Source organism: Bradyrhizobium sp. USDA 336 (assembly GCF_044908355.1).
Taxonomy (GTDB): Bacteria; Pseudomonadota; Alphaproteobacteria; order Rhizobiales; family Xanthobacteraceae; genus Bradyrhizobium; species Bradyrhizobium yuanmingense.
The window spans coordinates 2872839-2889587 of record NZ_JBIYDC010000002.1 but is presented as its reverse complement, the minus strand read 5'-3'; the positions used below and the strand labels follow the sequence as shown (position 1 = coordinate 2889587).

The 16749-nt window shown below is 64.9% G+C and carries 16 protein-coding genes; 8 read left to right on the top strand and 8 right to left on the bottom strand.

Features of this window, described 5'->3' with window-relative positions; all coding sequences use genetic code 11:
- Positions 1-47 precede the first annotated feature (47 nt).
- Complete coding sequence (locus ABIA45_RS14470) at positions 48-527, top strand: DUF411 domain-containing protein (RefSeq protein ID WP_271545216.1); 480 nt, start codon at positions 48-50, stop codon at positions 525-527.
- A gap of 247 nt (positions 528-774) precedes the next feature.
- Here the strand turns inward: ABIA45_RS14470 and ABIA45_RS14465 are convergent, their stop codons facing one another.
- From ABIA45_RS14465 to ABIA45_RS14455, 3 genes are all read right to left on the bottom strand, one after another.
- Complete coding sequence (locus ABIA45_RS14465) at positions 775-1182, bottom strand: GFA family protein (protein WP_404652521.1); 408 nt, start codon at positions 1180-1182, stop codon at positions 775-777.
- A 129-nt stretch (positions 1183-1311) separates the two neighbouring features.
- Complete coding sequence (locus tag ABIA45_RS14460; RefSeq protein WP_404652520.1) at positions 1312-2391, bottom strand: Cj0069 family protein; 1080 nt, start codon at positions 2389-2391, stop codon at positions 1312-1314.
- 223 nt (positions 2392-2614) lie between these two features.
- On the bottom strand, positions 2615-3406 hold the full coding sequence (locus ABIA45_RS14455; protein WP_404652519.1) for an IclR family transcriptional regulator: 792 nt from the start codon (positions 3404-3406) through the stop codon (positions 2615-2617).
- Between the two features lie 164 nt (positions 3407-3570).
- On the opposite strand from ABIA45_RS14455, the gene ABIA45_RS14450 reads away from it, so the two are divergent.
- From ABIA45_RS14450 to ABIA45_RS14430, 5 genes are read left to right on the top strand one after another with little or no spacing between them, the layout of a single operon-like run.
- Complete coding sequence (locus ABIA45_RS14450) at positions 3571-4731, top strand: aminotransferase class V-fold PLP-dependent enzyme (protein ID WP_404542371.1); 1161 nt, start codon at positions 3571-3573, stop codon at positions 4729-4731.
- 22 nt (positions 4732-4753) lie between these two features.
- Positions 4754-5656, top strand: coding sequence for an amino acid ABC transporter substrate-binding protein (locus tag ABIA45_RS14445; RefSeq protein ID WP_404652518.1), 903 nt, complete (start codon positions 4754-4756; stop codon positions 5654-5656).
- 49 nt (positions 5657-5705) lie between these two features.
- The gene (locus tag ABIA45_RS14440; protein ID WP_404652517.1) at positions 5706-6500 is read left to right on the top strand and encodes an amino acid ABC transporter permease; all 795 of its coding nucleotides are present in this window, start codon (positions 5706-5708) and stop codon (positions 6498-6500) included.
- Positions 6497-7192 carry an amino acid ABC transporter permease gene (locus tag ABIA45_RS14435; protein WP_404652515.1) on the top strand — a complete coding sequence of 232 codons (696 nt, stop codon included), beginning with the start codon at positions 6497-6499 and terminating at the stop codon, positions 7190-7192. The genes ABIA45_RS14440 and ABIA45_RS14435 overlap by 4 nt, the downstream gene beginning before the upstream one ends.
- Positions 7193-7228: 36 nt before the next feature.
- Positions 7229-7987: an amino acid ABC transporter ATP-binding protein gene (locus ABIA45_RS14430; RefSeq protein ID WP_404652514.1), complete on the top strand. Its 759-nt coding sequence runs from the start codon at positions 7229-7231 to the stop codon at positions 7985-7987.
- A gap of 50 nt (positions 7988-8037) precedes the next feature.
- On the opposite strand, the gene ABIA45_RS14425 is transcribed toward ABIA45_RS14430, so the two are convergent.
- From ABIA45_RS14425 to ABIA45_RS14410, 4 genes are all read right to left on the bottom strand, one after another.
- Positions 8038-8820, bottom strand: a complete 783-nt coding sequence (locus ABIA45_RS14425; protein WP_404655676.1) for a sulfite exporter TauE/SafE family protein — start codon at positions 8818-8820, stop codon at positions 8038-8040.
- A gap of 224 nt (positions 8821-9044) precedes the next feature.
- Positions 9045-9629, bottom strand: a complete 585-nt coding sequence (locus ABIA45_RS14420) for a DUF1254 domain-containing protein (RefSeq protein ID WP_275496491.1) — start codon at positions 9627-9629, stop codon at positions 9045-9047.
- Complete coding sequence (locus ABIA45_RS14415) at positions 9626-10204, bottom strand: DUF1214 domain-containing protein (protein WP_275509099.1); 579 nt, start codon at positions 10202-10204, stop codon at positions 9626-9628. The genes ABIA45_RS14420 and ABIA45_RS14415 overlap by 4 nt, the downstream gene beginning before the upstream one ends.
- 10 nt (positions 10205-10214) lie before the next feature.
- Positions 10215-12503 carry a transglycosylase domain-containing protein gene (locus ABIA45_RS14410; RefSeq protein ID WP_404652512.1) on the bottom strand — a complete coding sequence of 763 codons (2289 nt, stop codon included), beginning with the start codon at positions 12501-12503 and terminating at the stop codon, positions 10215-10217.
- A gap of 292 nt (positions 12504-12795) precedes the next feature.
- Between ABIA45_RS14410 and ABIA45_RS14405 the strand changes: the two genes are divergently transcribed.
- Both ABIA45_RS14405 and ABIA45_RS14400 read left to right on the top strand, forming a co-directional pair.
- Positions 12796-13311 (top strand): YcgN family cysteine cluster protein, encoded by a 516-nt coding sequence (locus tag ABIA45_RS14405; protein WP_157282462.1) that lies wholly within the window; start codon positions 12796-12798, stop codon positions 13309-13311.
- A gap of 156 nt (positions 13312-13467) precedes the next feature.
- Positions 13468-15051: an MDR family MFS transporter gene (locus ABIA45_RS14400; RefSeq protein WP_157282463.1), complete on the top strand. Its 1584-nt coding sequence runs from the start codon at positions 13468-13470 to the stop codon at positions 15049-15051.
- A 1-nt stretch (position 15052) separates the two neighbouring features.
- Here the strand turns inward: ABIA45_RS14400 and ABIA45_RS14395 are convergent, their stop codons facing one another.
- Complete coding sequence (locus tag ABIA45_RS14395; RefSeq protein WP_404655675.1) at positions 15053-16702, bottom strand: alpha/beta hydrolase; 1650 nt, start codon at positions 16700-16702, stop codon at positions 15053-15055.
- Positions 16703-16749 lie beyond the last annotated feature (47 nt).

Here is a 16749-nt window from a genome sequence, read left to right as displayed (position 1 = left end):
CACGATCATATGTCGAGGCGCCGGAGTGACAGAAGAGGAAGCCGAAGATGAAGCAACGCGCATATCTGATGACCCGCCGGTCCCTTGTCGGGCTGATGGCCGCGGCAGCTTTTGCAAGGCGTGCCGCGGCAGCGCCAGACGCAGCCACGCTCACGGTGCACCGGGATCCAAGCTGCGGCTGCTGCGCCGGCTGGGTGCAGCATCTGCGGGACGCAGGGTTTACCGTCCAGGTGGAGGAGACTCCCGACCTCGAGCCGATCCGGGCGCGTCTCGGCGTCCCCTCGAACCTGATCGCGTGTCACACGGCAGAGGTCGCGGGTTATGTCGTCGAGGGGCACGTGCCGGCTGCGGCCGTGCGGCGCCTCCTCGCGGAGCGTCCAAACGCGAAGGGACTAGCCGTCCCGGGCATGCCGGTCGGATCGCCCGGGATGGAAGGCGGCACGCCGCAGCGCTACGAGGTGGTGCTGTTCGGTGCCGACGGCCAGAAGCCGTTCATGCGCTTCATCGGCGCGGAGGCGATTGATTGATGAAGGAGCGGACGGTGCTGCGCGATGCCTAAAGCGGAATGGCTTTAGCTCGAATCTATAGCCGCGGGCTCGGTGCGACCTCTCCCGCTTGCGGGAGAGGTCGCGCCGAAGGCGCGGGTGAGGGCTTTCTCCTCTTGGGGGCTATCCCACTGTGGAAACACCCTCTCCCCAGCCCTCTCCCGCAAGCGGGAGAGGGAGCGCACTTACGTTGTAGCAATCAAACTGACTCATCCCGCTTTAGCCACCACTACGGCTGCGGCGGATAGCGCTCGAATCCCGGCAGTTCGTGCGCATGCTCCATCCAGCGCAGGCGCTCGGCGACCTGGATCTGTATCGTGGCAGGCACCGCCTCGGGATCGTCGTAGGTCGCGCTCTGGATGTCGATCATCCCCGGGAGTATGTCGGCATTGACGTAGAACAGTCCGGTTCCGCACGCGCCGCAAAACTGCCGCCGCCCGTGTTCCGAGGAGCGGTAAAGCTTCGGCTCGCCCTTGGTCACCTTCACCGCGCCCTCCGGGTACATCGTCCAGCCGACGACCGGAGCCCCGGCGTGAAGCCGGCAATCGCGGCAGTGGCAAAGCGCGTGCACGATCGCCTCGCCCTCGACTTCGTAGCGGATTGCGCCACAGTGACAGCCGCCGGTGATGGTGCTCATGCGTTTCCTCCGATCGAAGATGACGTTCCAGATCGATAGCTCTCGAGCCCGGTGGCTTCAACAACGCAGCCAAGTCGGGATTGCGTCGTACTGTCGCCTGACAGCTGCTGCCATTCCCGACGAGCGCCGCTAAGTTCGCGCCCGTGTGCTCTCGATCCGCAGCAGCCGTTGCTTCACCGTCCGCGCGATCGCAGCCGGCGCCTCCTCGGGGATCGCAAAGCACGAGCTCGCGTTGATCTCGCACAGCACGTAGGTGTCCGCGCCGGCCGCATCTTTCGGCCCGTACAGGAAGTCCGCGTCCCAGATCACCGGCAATGACGGCTCATCGATGCCGAGCGTTGCCATCATCTGCGGCGTCCATTCGTCCTCCATCGCTCCTCGCAGCGCCTGGAATGGCGCAGCATCAGGCCCGTGCATGATCCGCGGCCCGGGCTGCGCCTCAGGCGCCTCCGGTCCCTCCGGCGGCGGCGAGATCAGCGCCTTGATCTTCTGGTGTCCGAAGCCTGCGACTTTGGCGCCGCTCATGTAGCAGCGGATCATGCCGTCGGGCAGGCGCGGTTGAAACGCCTGGTCGATGATGCAGCCGCCCCAACCGAAATAGGGCTCGCACCGTGCGAGCAGCGCATCGATCGGCATGTCCTCAGGCGTGCTGCCGCGCTGTGCATGCAGCACGCGAACCATGCTTTCCGTGCCGGGCAGGGCCTCGACCTTCCAGACCCCCTGGCCGCCATTGCCGCGGTTCTGCTTCAGCACGCGCGGGCCGCCGGCACGAAGGCGCGCCGGAAACTGGCTGCGGAAGCTTGCCGCGGTGTCATAGCGATGCGTGTCGGCGCCCCAGCCCAGATGACGCGTCCGGTAGAGCACCTCCTTGACGCCCATCTTCAGGATGATGTCCGGATGCGCGCTCACCCATGGCCCTTGCGCCGCGACGTCGCGCAGCAGGGCGTCGAGCTCGGCGCGGGTCTTGCCCTGGTGGATCGGATCGACCCAGACCAGCACGCCGTCGGCTGCGAGCAATTGGTCGCGGACCGCGCCCGCAAAGCTCTCGTCGTAAATCGCTGGGAAGGCGTCGATGCCTGCGGCGGCGAGCGCCTCGAAGACGCGGACGAAGCGGCTGTTCTGCGCCGTCGCCTCGCGCCGCGCGGCAGCGTCGCCGCGGGAGAGGATGGCTATTGTCTGGCGGGAGGAGGGGTGACGTTCGGTGTCCATGCGCAAGCTCCACGTATGTGCGTGCTGCGCAGAGCTTGGACCTGGGTCTCACGGGGAGTCTGCATCGTCCCCACGCGGACAATGTATGTGAAACCGCCTCGTCGTTTCAAGATGGTTGGCGGGTTCCTGACGAAGGGAGCTCGCCTCCATCGATCTCGACGCCGGAAAGCTTGATCAAATCATTGATGTCGAGATCGAATTGGACTCGATCGAACGAGACCGATCAGGATGGGTCGCTTACGCCATCCTCGTTGTCCCCGAGGATTGTCTCCGATAGCAGTGCAGCGGCCTTCTGCAGGGGAGCTATGAACCGATCCAGCTCAGTGAAGCTCACCCGCGCCACGGGAACGGACACACCCAGGCACGCGATCAGCTCGCGATCCGGTGAGAGGATGGGAACGGCACAGCCGACCACGCCTCGCACATATTCTTCATTGGTCTTGGCCCAGCCGCGCTTGCGGGTCGCATCGAGCACCTCCATGAGGCGCTCGACATCGACGATCGTGGTTTCGGTGTATCGCGTCAGCGTGAGCGCGCGGCACAGCTTCTCGCGCATGCGCTCCGGCAGTCGGCTCATATAGATCTTGCCAGTCGACGTGCAGTGGAGCGGGGCCGCTTCGCCGGGATTGAACTGGAGGCCTTGCGGTTGCGAGACGCGGACACTGTCGACGTAGGCAACGACATTGTCCCGCACGACCCCGATCTCGCATTGCTCGCCGATTTCGGTGGCGACGGCGCGAAGCACCGCGTGCCGCCGCGCGGTGCGGAAGGCTGCGCCGATGACACCGGCCGACAGCAAGACCAGTTGATTGCCGACCACGTAGCGCTTCGTCCCCACGGCTTTCTGAAGAAGCCCGCGCTGCTCCAGATTTCCGATGAGCCGATGGGCCGTCGGCAGCGGTAGGGACAGCGCAGCGGCGATCTCCGCAACCGAGGCTGCTCTGGTCTGGCTGGCGACATAGCCAATGATCGCGAACGCGCGGTCCAGTGGGCCGTCGGTACTAAGCTGCTGCATTTCACCAGTCTCCACCCATCTCAGAAAATTATCATTTTTCGGAATAAAAACTACTGAAATATGAAAATCGTTCTAGCCGCTTTTGTGCTGTGCCCATATCGTTGGCGTTGTCCGGTGGTGAACAGGATTTGTGCAGTGCGAGCCACCGTGCTCAGGAGATCGGGATGTCAGGTCTTTACGACGTCGATGCCGTGAGGAAGGAGTTTCCGGCTGCCGAGCGGATCACCTATCTCGACTCCGGCTTCCAGACGCCGCTCGCGCGTCCCGTCAAGGCGGCGATCGATCGTTTTCTGAGCGAAGGTCTCGAGACTGCCGGCCCGAAGAGCCTCTGGCTCGATCGCGTCGAGCAGACGCGCGAAAAGCTGGCGCGGTTTCTCGGCGCATCGGCCGACGAGATCGCCTTCACCAAGAACACTTCGGAAAGCATGAACATCGCCGCGAATGCGCTGCCGCTGCGCGCCGGCGACAAGGTCCTGATGATCCACGGCGATCATCCGAACAACGCCTACGCATTCCTCAATCTGCGGCGCAAGGGCGTGACCGTCGCATTCGTGCCGATGACGGAGATCGTGAACGCCGACAGCCTTCGTCCCTACATCGATGCGAGCACGAGGGCGATCTCGATCTCGCAGGTGACATTCCATGCCGGTCATCGTTTCGACATCGAAAGCATCGGCGCCCTCTGCGCGGAGAAGGGGCTCTATTTCGTCGTCGACGTGATGCAGGCGATCGGCGTCGTGCCGATCGATGCGAAAGCGATGCGCGCGACCTTCATCGGTTCGGGCAGCCATAAGGGGCTGCTCGTGCCACAAGGGCTGGGCCTGCTTTATTGGGACAAGTCGAGGGCTGAGCTCGAGCCTGCCTATCTTGCGGCCGCGAGCCTCGCTGAAGTTCCGGCCGATCTGATCGCCCGGCCTGACAGGCTCGATCCGGCCCCGAGCGCGCGCCGCTTCGAGCTCGGCAATTTCAATCTTCCGGCCATCCATGCGCTCGATGCCTCGCTCGACATGATCGAAGCGCTGGGCGTCGAGAACATCCAGAACCATTGCTTCGATCTCGGCGATCACCTCATCGCCCGGCTCGATACGCTCAGCGTCCGCCTGGTCGGCCCTCGCGCGCGGCAACATCGCGCGCCGCACATCTACGTCATTGCGCTGCCCGCAGCCGAATGGCTCGGCCATTTCGAGGAGAATAACGTCCGCGTGTCGCCGGAGCGGGACGGCATTCGCGTGTCGTTCGGGATGTTCAACACGGTTGGTGACGTCGACCGCCTGATCGAGGTCATCCAGCGGCGCGGCGTGAAGCCATCATCGAGAGCCGCATAGGCTGTCCAGCAAGGAGACGTACATGACGAAGTTTGCACGTGTCTTGAGCATTCTGTCAGGTCTCGCGGTCATTGGCGGCCTCGGCAGCGCCGCGACTGCCGCCGACAGCCCCACGCTCGCCAGGATCAAGTCGAACGGCGCTATTACCATCGGCCACCGCGAGGCCTCGATCCCGTTCTCCTATCTCGGTCCGGACCAGAAGCCGATCGGGTTCTCGCTCGATCTCTGCGCGGCCATCGTCGAGCGCATCAAGGCGGAGACCGGCCTGCCAAATCTGAAGGTCAATTACGTTCCGGTGAACTCGTCCAACCGCATTCCGCTGATCCAGAGTGGCACCGTCGACATCGAGTGCGGCGGCACGGCGAATGACAGGAAGCGGCAGGAACAGGTCTCGTTTTCCGTCGCCACCTTCGTCAGCCAGCCGCGCTGGCTGGTCAAAGCGGACAGCGGCCTGAAGACGGCCGGTGATCTCAAGGGTAAGACCATCGTCGTGACCCAGGGCTCCAATGCTGTCGGCTTCGCGCAAGGCGTGAATGCGAAGGAGCAGCTCGGCTTCAACATCGTCCAGGCAAAGGACCATGCCGAATCCTTCCTGATGTTGAACACCGGCCGCGCGGCCGCCTTCATGGAGGACGATATTCTGCTCGCCGGCCTCAAGGCGACGGCTCCAAATCCGGATGCGCTGATATTTCTCCCCGAGGGGTACGCCAAGATCTACTATGGCCTGATGTTCACGAAGGGTGATAGCGGCTTCAAGGCGCTGGTTGACGACGTTCTGTCGAAGCAGATGGCGTCGGGCCAGTTCGAAAAGACCTACGCCAAATGGTTCACGAGGCCAATTCCGCCCAAGAACGAGAACCTGGCGTTTCCGCTGACAGTCGAGCTCACGGAACGGATCGCGCGTCCCAGCGACGCGGTGGACTAATCGCGACTTCGGCGGAGACTGTCCCGCAAACCGAGCCCCGAGGTTCGCCATGTTTGCAGTGCTTCTTGAACAGACCGCGGATGGCCAGCGCTATATCGACTGGCTCGTGTCGGGCCTCGGCTGGACCTTGGCGCTGGCGTTCTTCGGCTGGTGGATCGCCTTCGCGGTCGGGGTCGTCGTCGGCATCGGCCGCACCGTGCAGAATCGGCCCGTCGCGGCGCTTGCCCGCCTCTATGTGGAGATCTTCCGCAATATCCCTGTGCTGGTGCAGATGTTTCTCTGGTACTTCGTCCTGCCGGAGATTCTTCCCGTCTCGCTCGGGAACGCCATCAAGCAGATTCCGCCGCCCTGGGGATCGTTCTTTCCGGCGCTGGTGTGCCTCGGTCTCTACACCGCCGCCCGGATCGCCGAACAGGTGCGGGCCGGGATCGAGGCCCTGCCGAAAGGTCAGGTCGAAGCGGCAAGCGCGCTCGGGCTCGGCGGATATCCGACCTATCGCTATATCGTCGTGCCGCAGGCGCTGCGCTTGATCATCCCGAGCCTGACCAGCGAGGTGATGGGCATCTACAAGAACACCTCGGTCGCGCTCACCATCGGGCTGATGGAGCTAACGGCGCAGGCCCGCCAGATCAGCGAAGCGACATTCCAGACCTTCACCGCTTTCGGCGCCGCGACGCTTGTCTACCTCGCGCTGGCGCTCATCGCCTATCAGGGGATGGCGCTGATCGACAGGGCCGTGCGCATTCCGGGCACGGGCCCTGCGGACGATGCAGTCAGGCCGGGCGCGACGCACGCGATCGAACCGATTGATTCCTTGCCTGACGCGATGGAGGTCGTGAAGTGAACAACCTCGATTTCTCCGTTGTCATTCAGGCGTGGCCTTACCTCTGGTCGGGCCTGCTGTTTTCGCTGGCGCTGACCGCCGTTGCTTTCGTGGTCGGCCTGGTCCTCGGCACTTGTCTCGCCCTGGTGCAGCACTTCGAAGTGCCCGTGCTTGGCAAGCTCGTGCGCGGCTATGTCGCCCTGATGCGCTCGATTCCGCTGATCCTGGTTCTGTTCTGGTTCTTCTTCCTGGTGCCGATCGTGCTTGGCCATCTCGGCGGCAACGGGCGGCCGGTCCCGATCGGCGCCACCTGGACCGCGTTCATTACCTTCGGCCTGTTCGAAGCGGCCTACTATTCGGAAATCATCCGCGTCGGATTGCGGGCCGTGAACCGGGGACAGTTCGAGGCCTGTCAGGCGCTCGCACTCTCCACCTTCGATACCTATCGCTCCGTGATCCTGCCGCAGGTGCTCCGCGTGGCCAGCCCGATCATCCTGAGCCAGACCATCATCCTGTTCCAGGACACCTCGCTGGTCTACGTGCTCTCGCTCACCGATCTGCTTGGCGCAGCCTCGAAACTCGCGCAGCTGAACGGCCGTCTGGTCGAGATGTATCTGGTCATTGCGATGGTCTACCTCGCCATCAGCTCGGCGGCATCGCAATGCGTGGCCTCCTTACGCAAGCGATATGCGATCGTGGGACTACGCCGCTAGCGCTGCGCACGGTCATCCCAATCTTTGGAGAGGAAAATGCTTGAGCTCGCTGCGAGGAATCGGGCGTCCATCGTCACCGTGGAAAATCTGGTGAAGCGGTTCGGCCATTTCACGGCCCTGAACGACGTCAATCTCACTGTTGCCGTCGGCGAGAAAATCGTGCTGTGCGGCCCCTCCGGCTCGGGCAAGTCGACGCTGATCCGCTGCATCAACCACATCGAGAAGCACGATGCGGGGCGCATCGTCGTCGACGGGATCGAGCTGTCGGACCGCATGACCGACGTCAACGGCGTTCGTCGCGAGGTCGGCATGGTGTTCCAGAGCTTCAACCTGTTTCCGCACCTCTCGGTCGTCGAGAATTGCATGCTGGCGCCGATGAAGGTGCGGGGCCTGTCCCGCACTGATGCGCATGAGCGAGCGATCGGTCTGTTGCGCAAGGTGCGCATTCACGACCAGGCGAACAAATATCCGGGGCAGCTCTCCGGCGGCCAGCAGCAGCGCGTCGCCATCGCGCGGGCGCTGTGCATGCAGCCGAAGGTCATGCTGTTCGACGAGCCGACCTCCGCGCTCGACCCGGAGATGGTCAAGGAAGTGCTCGACACCATGGTGGAGCTCGCGAAGGACGGTATGACCATGGTCTGCGTCACGCACGAAATGGGCTTTGCCCGCGAGATCGCTGATAGGGTGGTGTTCATGGATCGCGGCTGCATCGTCGAGGAAGCCGACCCCGAAACCTTCTTCCGCGCACCGAGCACGGAGCGGGCGAGGGATTTCCTCTGCCAGATCATCCATTAGCGATCCGTCTCGATCTGCGAACCGATCGAGGGCACGTCGCGGGAACCAGCCTACTCATGCCGCCAGATTCTCACGGCCGAAATGACCAGGATCACAGCCAATCCCGGCAGAAGAATCGAATTCGGGACGACGCCGAGAAGCAGGCCGCCGATGAATGTGCCGGTGATGGACCCGATGGCCATCGCAAGCATGAACTGCCAATTTGCGCGGAGCACCGAAAAGCTCTGGTCGCGACTATAGCGTGCAAATCCCACCAGCATGGTCGGCAGGCTCACCGCGAGTGAGAGGCTGCCCGCCAGCTTCACGTCCGCGCCGAACAACAGGATCAGGGTGGGGATCAGGAATTCCCCTCCGGCGACGCCGAGCAACGATGCCACGATCCCGATCGCAAAGCCCGCTGCTATGCCCGCGACGATCAGGCTCACGCCTGTCAGCGCCGGTGGGGTTGCCGCCTCGTTGCCATGTGCGAACAAAAGCATGCCGGCGATCAGGAGCAGCAGGACGGCAATGATCTTGTAGAGCGCCCCGGACTTTAGGCGCGTCGCCCAGGATGCTCCGGCATAGGCGCCGAAAAGGCTGCCCGCCAGCAGGTTCAGGATGATCGGCCAATGGGCATGTATCTCCGCGAACGGAACGGCGTGTGCACGAAACGGCAGTGCGCTCGCCACCACGATCAGGCTCGTCGCCTTGTTCAGAATCACGGCCTCGAGGCCGCGAAATCCGAACAGGCCGATGAGCAGGGGCAGCCGGAATTCTGCACCACCGAGACCGATCAAGCCGCCCAGAGTGCCGATGATTGCGCCGGAGCCGAACGCGGCAGGATTGTTTCGCATGGACACGACGCAAAGATGCGCGAAAGATAACACCCGCGACGGACGGCTCCGTGCGGGTGTGACGAACTCTCGATGATGCCAGTATGCCCCTGTTTTGCCCGACGAGTCAAAGGTAAGCACGGGTCCCCGGCGGTATCGTTGCGGTCGGCGGAAGAGCGTAACGATTTCAACGCCCCGCTACTGTGCATGGGGTTGTTTTCGCACTTTTTGTTTGGCGGCCGCGCTCACCGCCGGCCGCGCGGCGCCTCGGCCTTGGCCGGCGGCTCGGTTTGCGGGGCGCAGGTCGCGGCCTGAAGCGAGGCTTGCGCCTGCTGCATCAGGCCGGGCTCGGGGGCGAGCGCCTTCATCAGGATCAGACCGGTCGTGGTCGGGGAATCGATGATCAGGCGGTCAGCCGCGGTGACCTCCTCGTCCTCCGGCAGCTCGCTATGCTGCGCTTCCGTCATCAGATCGAGCTCGATCACCTTGCGGCCCGCGGAGCGGTCGTTGATGGCGTAATAGGCGATCTCGTTGCGGGTGTAGAACGACACCGAGGTGTAGGCTTGGCTCACCGGCACGGTGAGCTTGATCGGCCCGCCAGAGAGATCATAACGACAGATCGCCAGCGCGAAGGCCGGATCCATGAACGGCATCGGCGAATTGTTGGGATCGGCGAGGGGAAGCTGGGTGACGGCGTTCACCCTGGTCATCGGCGTCAGCCGCGAATAGGCATCCTGCGTGGCAATCCGCGGCAGCGCCAGCACGCTGACGAGATGGACCACGAGGCCCAGCACCACGCCGGCGACGACGGTGAAAACGAGCCGGATCATGAGCAGCCCACCGTGGTAATGCTCGGCATCGGCGCATCGCGCTGGGTGCGCGTCCCAACGCCGACCGGCGTGTCGTAGAGACGCAGCATCAAGGCGTAGCGCTCGATGCCGCCGGTCGGCAGCCAATTGCCGGCGCGCGAGCGCGAGGCGATCCGGATCTCGAACGAGCCGTCGGATGCGCGCACGATCTCCTGGCTGGTGAAGCCGTAGCGCTGCAGCGAATTGGCGACGAGATGGCCCTTGCGGTCGTAGAGCGTCAGCGTCCAGAACCGCGCCGGCGGCGTCACGCCGGAGATGACCACGTCGCAGCGGCCGTCGAGCGCCTTCTTCCTGTCGTCGGTGGTTGCGGTGAAGGCGACCCCGTCGCCGGTGCCGATCGGCAGCTCGCCGTTGCGGACGATGGTGGCGCGCGAATAGGGATCGACGTCGGCGGTGCCGGTGCGCGGCCGTGCCGTCCAGGGGCCGATGGTCAGCGCGCCGATCTCGGTGCCGCGCGTCGTGGTCATCCACGTCGCGCCGACGCCGACGACCGTCGCGAGAAGAAGCGCCGTCAATGTGGTCAGGATCAGCCGCACTTGCTTTCGATCAGTACTTGCGCGGGGCGGAGGCGTTGGCGTTGTCTTCCGCATAATTCTGCGGGAAGGCGAGCGCGCTCGCCGACGAGGACGGCCTCGCCGGATTGCTGTCATTCGCCGTCGATTTGTTCGCGGCCTTGGCCGCATCATCCAGCAGCTTCTCGACCCGCACCAGGATGTCGGCGCCGCGCTTGGTCAGCACCGGCGGCGGACCGGGCTTGGTCTCGAGCACTTTCGGCGCCGCGTTGGCCTGCGCGTTGCTCACATGCTGCGGCGGCAGCTTCTGGGCCATGCCGATGCCGGGGATCTCCCGGACCTCGACGCCCTGATGCGCCACGAGCATGATGTCGTGCCAGGTCTGCGCCGGCAGCGAGCCGCCGGTCATGCGGTTAGTCGGCGAGTAATCGTCGTTGCCGTACCACACCGCGCAGGTGAAATTGCCGGTGAAGCCGACGAACCAGGCGTCGCGATAGGCATTGGTCGTGCCGGTCTTGCCCGCGGTCGGAATGCCGTCCAGCGCGGCGCGGCGCGCGGTGCCTTCGCTGACGACGTGGCTCATCATGCCGGACATGTCGGCGGCGACGGAGGCGGGGATCGCCTGCCGCGGCTTCGGTCCGTCGCGGTCCCAGCGCCAGACCAGGTCGCCGGCGCCGGTGCGCACCTCCAGCACCGCATGCGGCGTCACCGCCTTGCCGCGGTTCGGGAAAGTCGCGTAGGCGACCGCGTGCTCGAGCACTGTGACTTCGTCCGAGCCGATCGGCATCGACGGCGTGTCGGGCAGCGGCGCCTTGAGACCGAAGCGGCGCGCGACCTCGACGATCTTCGCGCGGCCGACCTTGGCGGGGTTCTGCGTCTTGGGCTCGTTCTTCCGGCCGATCTCGATCGACAGCTTCACCGGCACGACGTTGATCGAGCGGGTGATCGCCTGCGTCAGCGTCACCGAGCCGGAATAGGAATGGCCATAGTTCTGCGGGCACCAATTGCCGATGCAGACCGGACCGTCGACCACGACCGAGTTCGGCGTGTAGCCGTTCAAGAGGGCCGTGGCGTAGACGTAGGGTTTGAACGAGGAACCCGGCTGGCGATAGGCGTCGGTAGCGCGGTTGAACTGGCTGGCGCCGTAGTCGCGCCCGCCGACCATGGCGCGGACGCCGCCGTCGAGGTCGGCAACGACGGTCGCCGCCTGCGTTGCGTGGTAGTCGCGGCCGAACTGGCGAAGCTGGTTCTCGACAGCGGCCTCCGCCGCCTTCTGCAAGTTGGCGTCCATCGCGGTGCGGACCACGAAGACGCGCTCGGTGTAGGACTTCGGGAAGGTGTCGACCAGCTTGCGCATCTCGTCGAAGGCGTAGTCGAGATAATAGTTCGGCGAGGCCTCGTCGCGGCGGTCGACCGCGAAGGCGGGGTTGCGGCGGGCACCGAACACCTGGCCTTCGGTCATGAAGCCGGCATCGACGAGGTTGTCCAGCACGACGTTGGCGCGGGCGCGGGCGGCGGGCAGGTTGATGTGCGGGGCGTACTTGGTCGGCGCCTTGAACAGGCCGGCGAGCATCGCCGCTTCCGCCAGCGTCACGTCGCGCGCCGACTTGTTGAAGTAGAAATGCGCCGCGCCGTCGACGCCGAAGGTGCCGCCGCCCATATAGGCGCGGTCGAGATAGAGCTTGAGGATCTCGTTCTTGGTCAGGCGCCATTCCAGCCAGATCGCGAGGAAGGCCTCGTTGACCTTGCGCTCGATGGTGCGCTCGTTGCTCAGGAACAGGTTCTTGGCGAGCTGCTGGGTGATCGAGGAGCCGCCCTGGCGGACGCCGCCGGCTTGCGCGTTGGTGACGAGCGCGCGCGCGGTGCCGGCGATGTCGATGCCGAAATGCTCGTAGAAGCGGCGGTCCTCGGTCGCCAGCGTCGCCTTGATCAGCACGTCTGGAAAGTCTTCCAGCGGAATGGAATCGTTGTGCTTGATGCCGCGGCTGCCGATCGGGTTGCCGTAGCGGTCGAGGAAGCTCACCGCGAGGTCGGACTTCTTCAGCCAGTCCTCGTCCGCGGTCTCGCGGAAGGCGGGAATGGCGAGGGCGAGCATCACGACGAGGCCGCCGAGCCCGAGGGTTGCGGCCTCCGAGAACGGCTCGATGAACACCCAGCGCTTCCACCGCCCGACATAGAAGCGGTCCATGAAGGTCGAGTAGCGCTCGTAGAGCTCGCGGATGCCCTTGGCCGACGAGAACAGCGAGGAGTCGATGCGCGCATCGAGATCCAGGAAGAAATTCCGGATCCTCTGCTTCCAATGCGGTGGTATGATCTGGCGCACCTAGAACCCTTGCGGCTTGCTTCGAAAGCGTTCAAGCACCCGGCCGGGGCGGCATCGAGACGTCTTGCGGGTATGTTGCGGCAAACCCAAGGCGCCCGGCCAGCATCCGAGGGACTTGCTGTTCCTTCTAGCCGAGCGGGGCTCATAAACCAATGGCCACGCTCGCTATTTTGAACAACAGGCCTAATTGACCCCGGATCATTACGGGCCTCAAAGGGGCCTCGCTTGCACCATTGCCGCCGCGCGCCCTAGATGGCGTTGCCGTAGCTCTTTCGAACTGTTGTTGAGGCGCATGACCGCAGCTCCCAAACGATCTCAAGGCCAGGAAGGATTCTTCTGGAAAACCAAGACGTTGGAACAGATGTCGGAGCGCGAGTGGGAAAGCCTGTGCGACGGCTGCGGCCGCTGCTGCCTGAACAAGCTCGAGGACGAGGACACCGGGCAGATCTACTTCACCCATATCGGCTGCAAGCTGCTCGACGGGACGAGCTGTGCCTGCAAGGACTATCCGAATCGTTCCGACAAGGTTCCGGACTGCGTCCGCCTGACCCCGGCCAATGTCCGCACCCTGAACTGGCTGCCGCCGAGCTGCGGCTACAAGCTCGTCGCCGAAGGGCGTGACCTCTATTGGTGGCATCCGCTGGTTTCGGGTGACCCCAACACCGTGCACGAAGCCGGCGTCTCCGTGCGCGGCCGCGTGGAGGGCAGCGAGGAGGAGGTCCCGGACGAGGAGCTCGAGGACCACATCGTGCAATGGCCGGCGACCTTGCCGAAGCGAGCGCGCTTGAAACGACGTCCGAAGGACTGATCCGCCGCCGCGCCGAGGTCACGTCTTTGCGATGACCTCAAGGCGGGATGCACCCATGCGTCGCGGTGCCTGCCTGGGAAGAAATTTCCCCTCTACATTGGGCTGCATAGTACGAATCCTTCGCGGTGTTGCACCGCGTCACGACGCCCGATCGAGATGAACAAGTTCGACCGGCAGAGCGATTCTGCCGACATCCAGGCCTTGCCCGACGACATTGCCGAAGAGCTGTCCCGCCTGCCGAGCGAGGTCATCAGCGTCGACGACGCGCCCTCGATCGCCCCGCCGGTACCGCTGAGCTCCGACGAGGTCCGCACCATCGTCATCAGCCTGATGGTGACGATGTTCCTGGCCGCGCTCGACCAGACCATCGTGGCGACGGCGCTGCCGACCATCGGACGCCAGTTCCAGGACGTCTCCAATCTGTCCTGGGTGATCACCGCCTATCTGCTCGCCTCGACTGCGGTCGCGCCGGTGTTCGGCACGCTCAGCGACATCTACGGCCGCCGCGTCATGATCATCATCTCGCTCAGCCTGTTCGTCGCGGGCTCGGTGCTGTGCGCGATCGCGCCGAACATGCCGATGCTGATCCTGGCACGCGGGCTTCAGGGCCTCGGCGGCGGCGGCATCATGCCGGTGGTGCAGACCGTGATCTCCGACGTGGTGAGCCCGCGCGAGCGCGGGCAGTACCAGGCCTATTTCTCCAGCGTCTGGATGGTCGGCGGCATCCTCGGCCCGGTCATCGGCGGCGTGTTCGCCGAGCATCTGCACTGGTCGATGATCTTCTGGATCAACCTGCCGCTTGCGGCCGCAGCGCTCGCATTGCTGCTGCCGAAGATGAAGAAGATCCCGGTGTTCCACCGCAAGCGCAAGGTCGACTGGCTCGGCGGCGTCTTGCTGATGGCGTCCGCCGTGGTCTTCATGCTGGTGCTGACCTGGGGCGGCACGCGCTATCCCTGGCTGTCGCCGACCGTGCTGGCGATGGTGGGCGGTGCCGTTGCGCTCGCGGTGACCTTCGTATGGCATGCCCGGCGGGCCGACGAGCCGTTCTTGCCGCTGCCCTTGCTGACGGGATCGGTGGCGCCGTTCGCACTGACCGCGGGCGGCTGCGGCCTCGGGGCGATCACCGGCCTCACCGTGCAGCTGCCGCTCTATTACGAGCAGGTCTATCATCTCACCGCCAGCGAGGCGGGGCTTGCGCTGATCCCGCTCGCGGCGGTCTCGACCGTCGGCGCGGCCGTCGCCGGCCGCACCATGGCTCGCGCAAAACACTACAAGCGCGTCGCCATCATCGGCACGTCATGGGCCGCGTTGTGCGGTCTCGCCCTCACGGTCACCACCTTGCCGCTCTGGGGTCTGCTGCTGCTGATGGCCGCGTTCGCGCTGGGACTCGGCACGACTTTTCCGGTATGCGTGGTCTCGCTGCAGAATTCGGTGGCGCGTCCGCAAGTCGGCACCATCACCGGCGCGATGAACTTCTTCCGCTCGCTGATGTCCTCGTTCACGGTCGCAGCCTTCGCCGCGATCCTGCTCATCGCGCTCGGCACCGACATCCCGCTCGCCGGCGAGCATCACGCCGCGGGCGCCGTCGCGATCCCGGCCGACGACATGCGGCACGCCTTCCGCTACGTGTTCGGCGCCGCCACCGCGCTGATGACGATCGCTGCGCTGTGCCTGATCGCGATGGAGGAGCGGCCGCTGGCCGGACCCTCGGCCAAGCAGCCCGTGGAGATGGCCGAGTAGGCTAGCCGCCTCGATCGGCGTAAGGCTCGTTTGCGACATTGCCCTCGGCGGCCTTTCGCGCCGCCGCTGCAAGATGGGTCTTGAGCTGCGCCAGCGCGTCGGCGGACCAATCATGGACATCGGTGACGGCGACCCAGGCATCGACGTAATGTTCGGGCGCGTAGACATGGCCAAAGCCCATCGGGGTATTGGTCGCGACTGCCATGTCGAGGGCGAGCTGCAGCATCGTCACGACTGGATACCATCGCAGCTCCGGTGACACATCCGGCCCGCGCGGCGCCGTCATCCAGTCAGGGGCCCGATAGGCGTCGCGATAGGCGAAGAAGGTGATCGCGTCGCTCGCATATTGCAGATAGACGATGCGCATCGGACCCCAGGGCGCATCTGCCGGCACCGTCGGTCCATTCTGGTTCATGAAGCGCACGAAGCGGCCGTCGCGGAATTCCGGCAGCCAGGCCGGCGTGCCCGGATTGCGGTTTGCCGTGATCGAGCGCCAGATGCGACTTTCGAACGGCGCGCCGCTCAAAAGTGCGCCCGCAATCGGATCGCCGATCATCTCAAACAGCTCTGCGGATTTTTCCGAGTTCATCGCGCCGAGGCTCAGTCCGTGCAGGTACAGCTTCGGCCGCCGGTTCTTCGGCAGCGTCGTCCAGTAGCCGTAAATTTCCGAAAACAGGGCGCGCGCCGCTTCTGCACCGGATTCGGGCTGAAACAGCAGCGTCAGCGGACTGTTGAGATAGGAATACTGCATCGCGACACTGGCGACGTCGCCATGGTGGAGATATTCGACGGTGTCCATCGCGGCAGGGTCGATCCAGCCGGTTCCGGTCGGCGTAACGACGATGAGTGTGTCGCGATCAAACCCGTGCTGCCGCTTGAGCTCGTCGAGCGCAAGCCTGGCGCGCGCTTGCGCCGTCTCGGCGCCGCCAAGGCCGACATAGACCCGCACGGGCTCCCGCGCGGGTCTTCCTGTAACGGCGCTGATCTCAGTTGCGGTCGGCCCCGAGGCGATAAATCTGCGCCCCATGCGTCCAAGCTGCGTCCACTTCACCAGCGAGGCGGCACTTCCCGTTCGTTCGGGCGCGGTCGGCTGCGGCCGCTCGGGCTCAAGCAAGGCGTCGACTTCGCGAAAGGACAAATCGAGCGCGTTGAACGCCGTGCGGATCAGGACATTGCTGGCGATCGACCAGAACAACAGGCCCGCGGCGAGCACGCCGATGACGTTCGCGATCCTCCGCGGAACGACGCGCCTCGCACGCGCGGCGATGAGGCGCACGGCAAGCGCGAACAGCCGCGCCAGCACCAGCAGCACGACGAACGTCATCACGGCGATGGCGCAGACCTTGAGCGGATGGGCGGTCTCGACTGGCGCCATCTTCATCACGGTGCGGATCGAGTTCTGCCATCCGGCTGCCCGCCACAGAAAAACAATGACGACGAGCAGGCAGGCGGCCGCCACCAGCGCGTTTGCGGTCGATCTCAGGCGCGCCGGCGGCTCGGGCAATTCCAGATAGTGCCACAGCCAGCGCCAGACGTTGCCGGCGAGATAGCCGATCCCGAAGCAGGCGCCGGCGATGGCGCCCTGCGTGAGATAGCTCCGCGGGATCAGCGTCGGCGTCAGCGCGGCTGCGAAGAACAGGGCACCGAGCATGAGGCCGACGCCGGAGAACGACAGCAATTGCCGCCGAATGAGCCACG

Bases quoted from the DNA above. Each gene is read 5' to 3' on its own strand.
- ABIA45_RS14470 (WP_271545216.1), top strand. From the start codon at position 48: ATGAAGCAACGCGCATATCTGATGACCCGCCGGTCCCTTGTCGGGCTG.
- ABIA45_RS14465 (WP_404652521.1), bottom strand. From the start codon at position 1,182: ATGAGCACCATCACCGGCGGCTGTCACTGTGGCGCAATCCGCTACGAA.
- ABIA45_RS14460 (WP_404652520.1), bottom strand. From the start codon at position 2,391: ATGGACACCGAACGTCACCCCTCCTCCCGCCAGACAATAGCCATCCTC.
- ABIA45_RS14455 (WP_404652519.1), bottom strand. From the start codon at position 3,406: ATGCAGCAGCTTAGTACCGACGGCCCACTGGACCGCGCGTTCGCGATC.
- ABIA45_RS14450 (WP_404542371.1), top strand. From the start codon at position 3,571: ATGTCAGGTCTTTACGACGTCGATGCCGTGAGGAAGGAGTTTCCGGCT.
- ABIA45_RS14445 (WP_404652518.1), top strand. From the start codon at position 4,754: ATGACGAAGTTTGCACGTGTCTTGAGCATTCTGTCAGGTCTCGCGGTC.
- ABIA45_RS14440 (WP_404652517.1), top strand. From the start codon at position 5,706: ATGTTTGCAGTGCTTCTTGAACAGACCGCGGATGGCCAGCGCTATATC.
- ABIA45_RS14430 (WP_404652514.1), top strand. From the start codon at position 7,229: ATGCTTGAGCTCGCTGCGAGGAATCGGGCGTCCATCGTCACCGTGGAA.
- ABIA45_RS14425 (WP_404655676.1), bottom strand. From the start codon at position 8,820: ATGCGAAACAATCCTGCCGCGTTCGGCTCCGGCGCAATCATCGGCACT.
- ABIA45_RS14420 (WP_275496491.1), bottom strand. From the start codon at position 9,629: ATGATCCGGCTCGTTTTCACCGTCGTCGCCGGCGTGGTGCTGGGCCTC.
- ABIA45_RS14405 (WP_157282462.1), top strand. From the start codon at position 12,796: ATGACCGCAGCTCCCAAACGATCTCAAGGCCAGGAAGGATTCTTCTGG.
- ABIA45_RS14400 (WP_157282463.1), top strand. From the start codon at position 13,468: ATGAACAAGTTCGACCGGCAGAGCGATTCTGCCGACATCCAGGCCTTG.
- ABIA45_RS14395 (WP_404655675.1), bottom strand. From the start codon at position 16,702: ATGCTCGGTGCCCTGTTCTTCGCAGCCGCGCTGACGCCGACGCTGATC.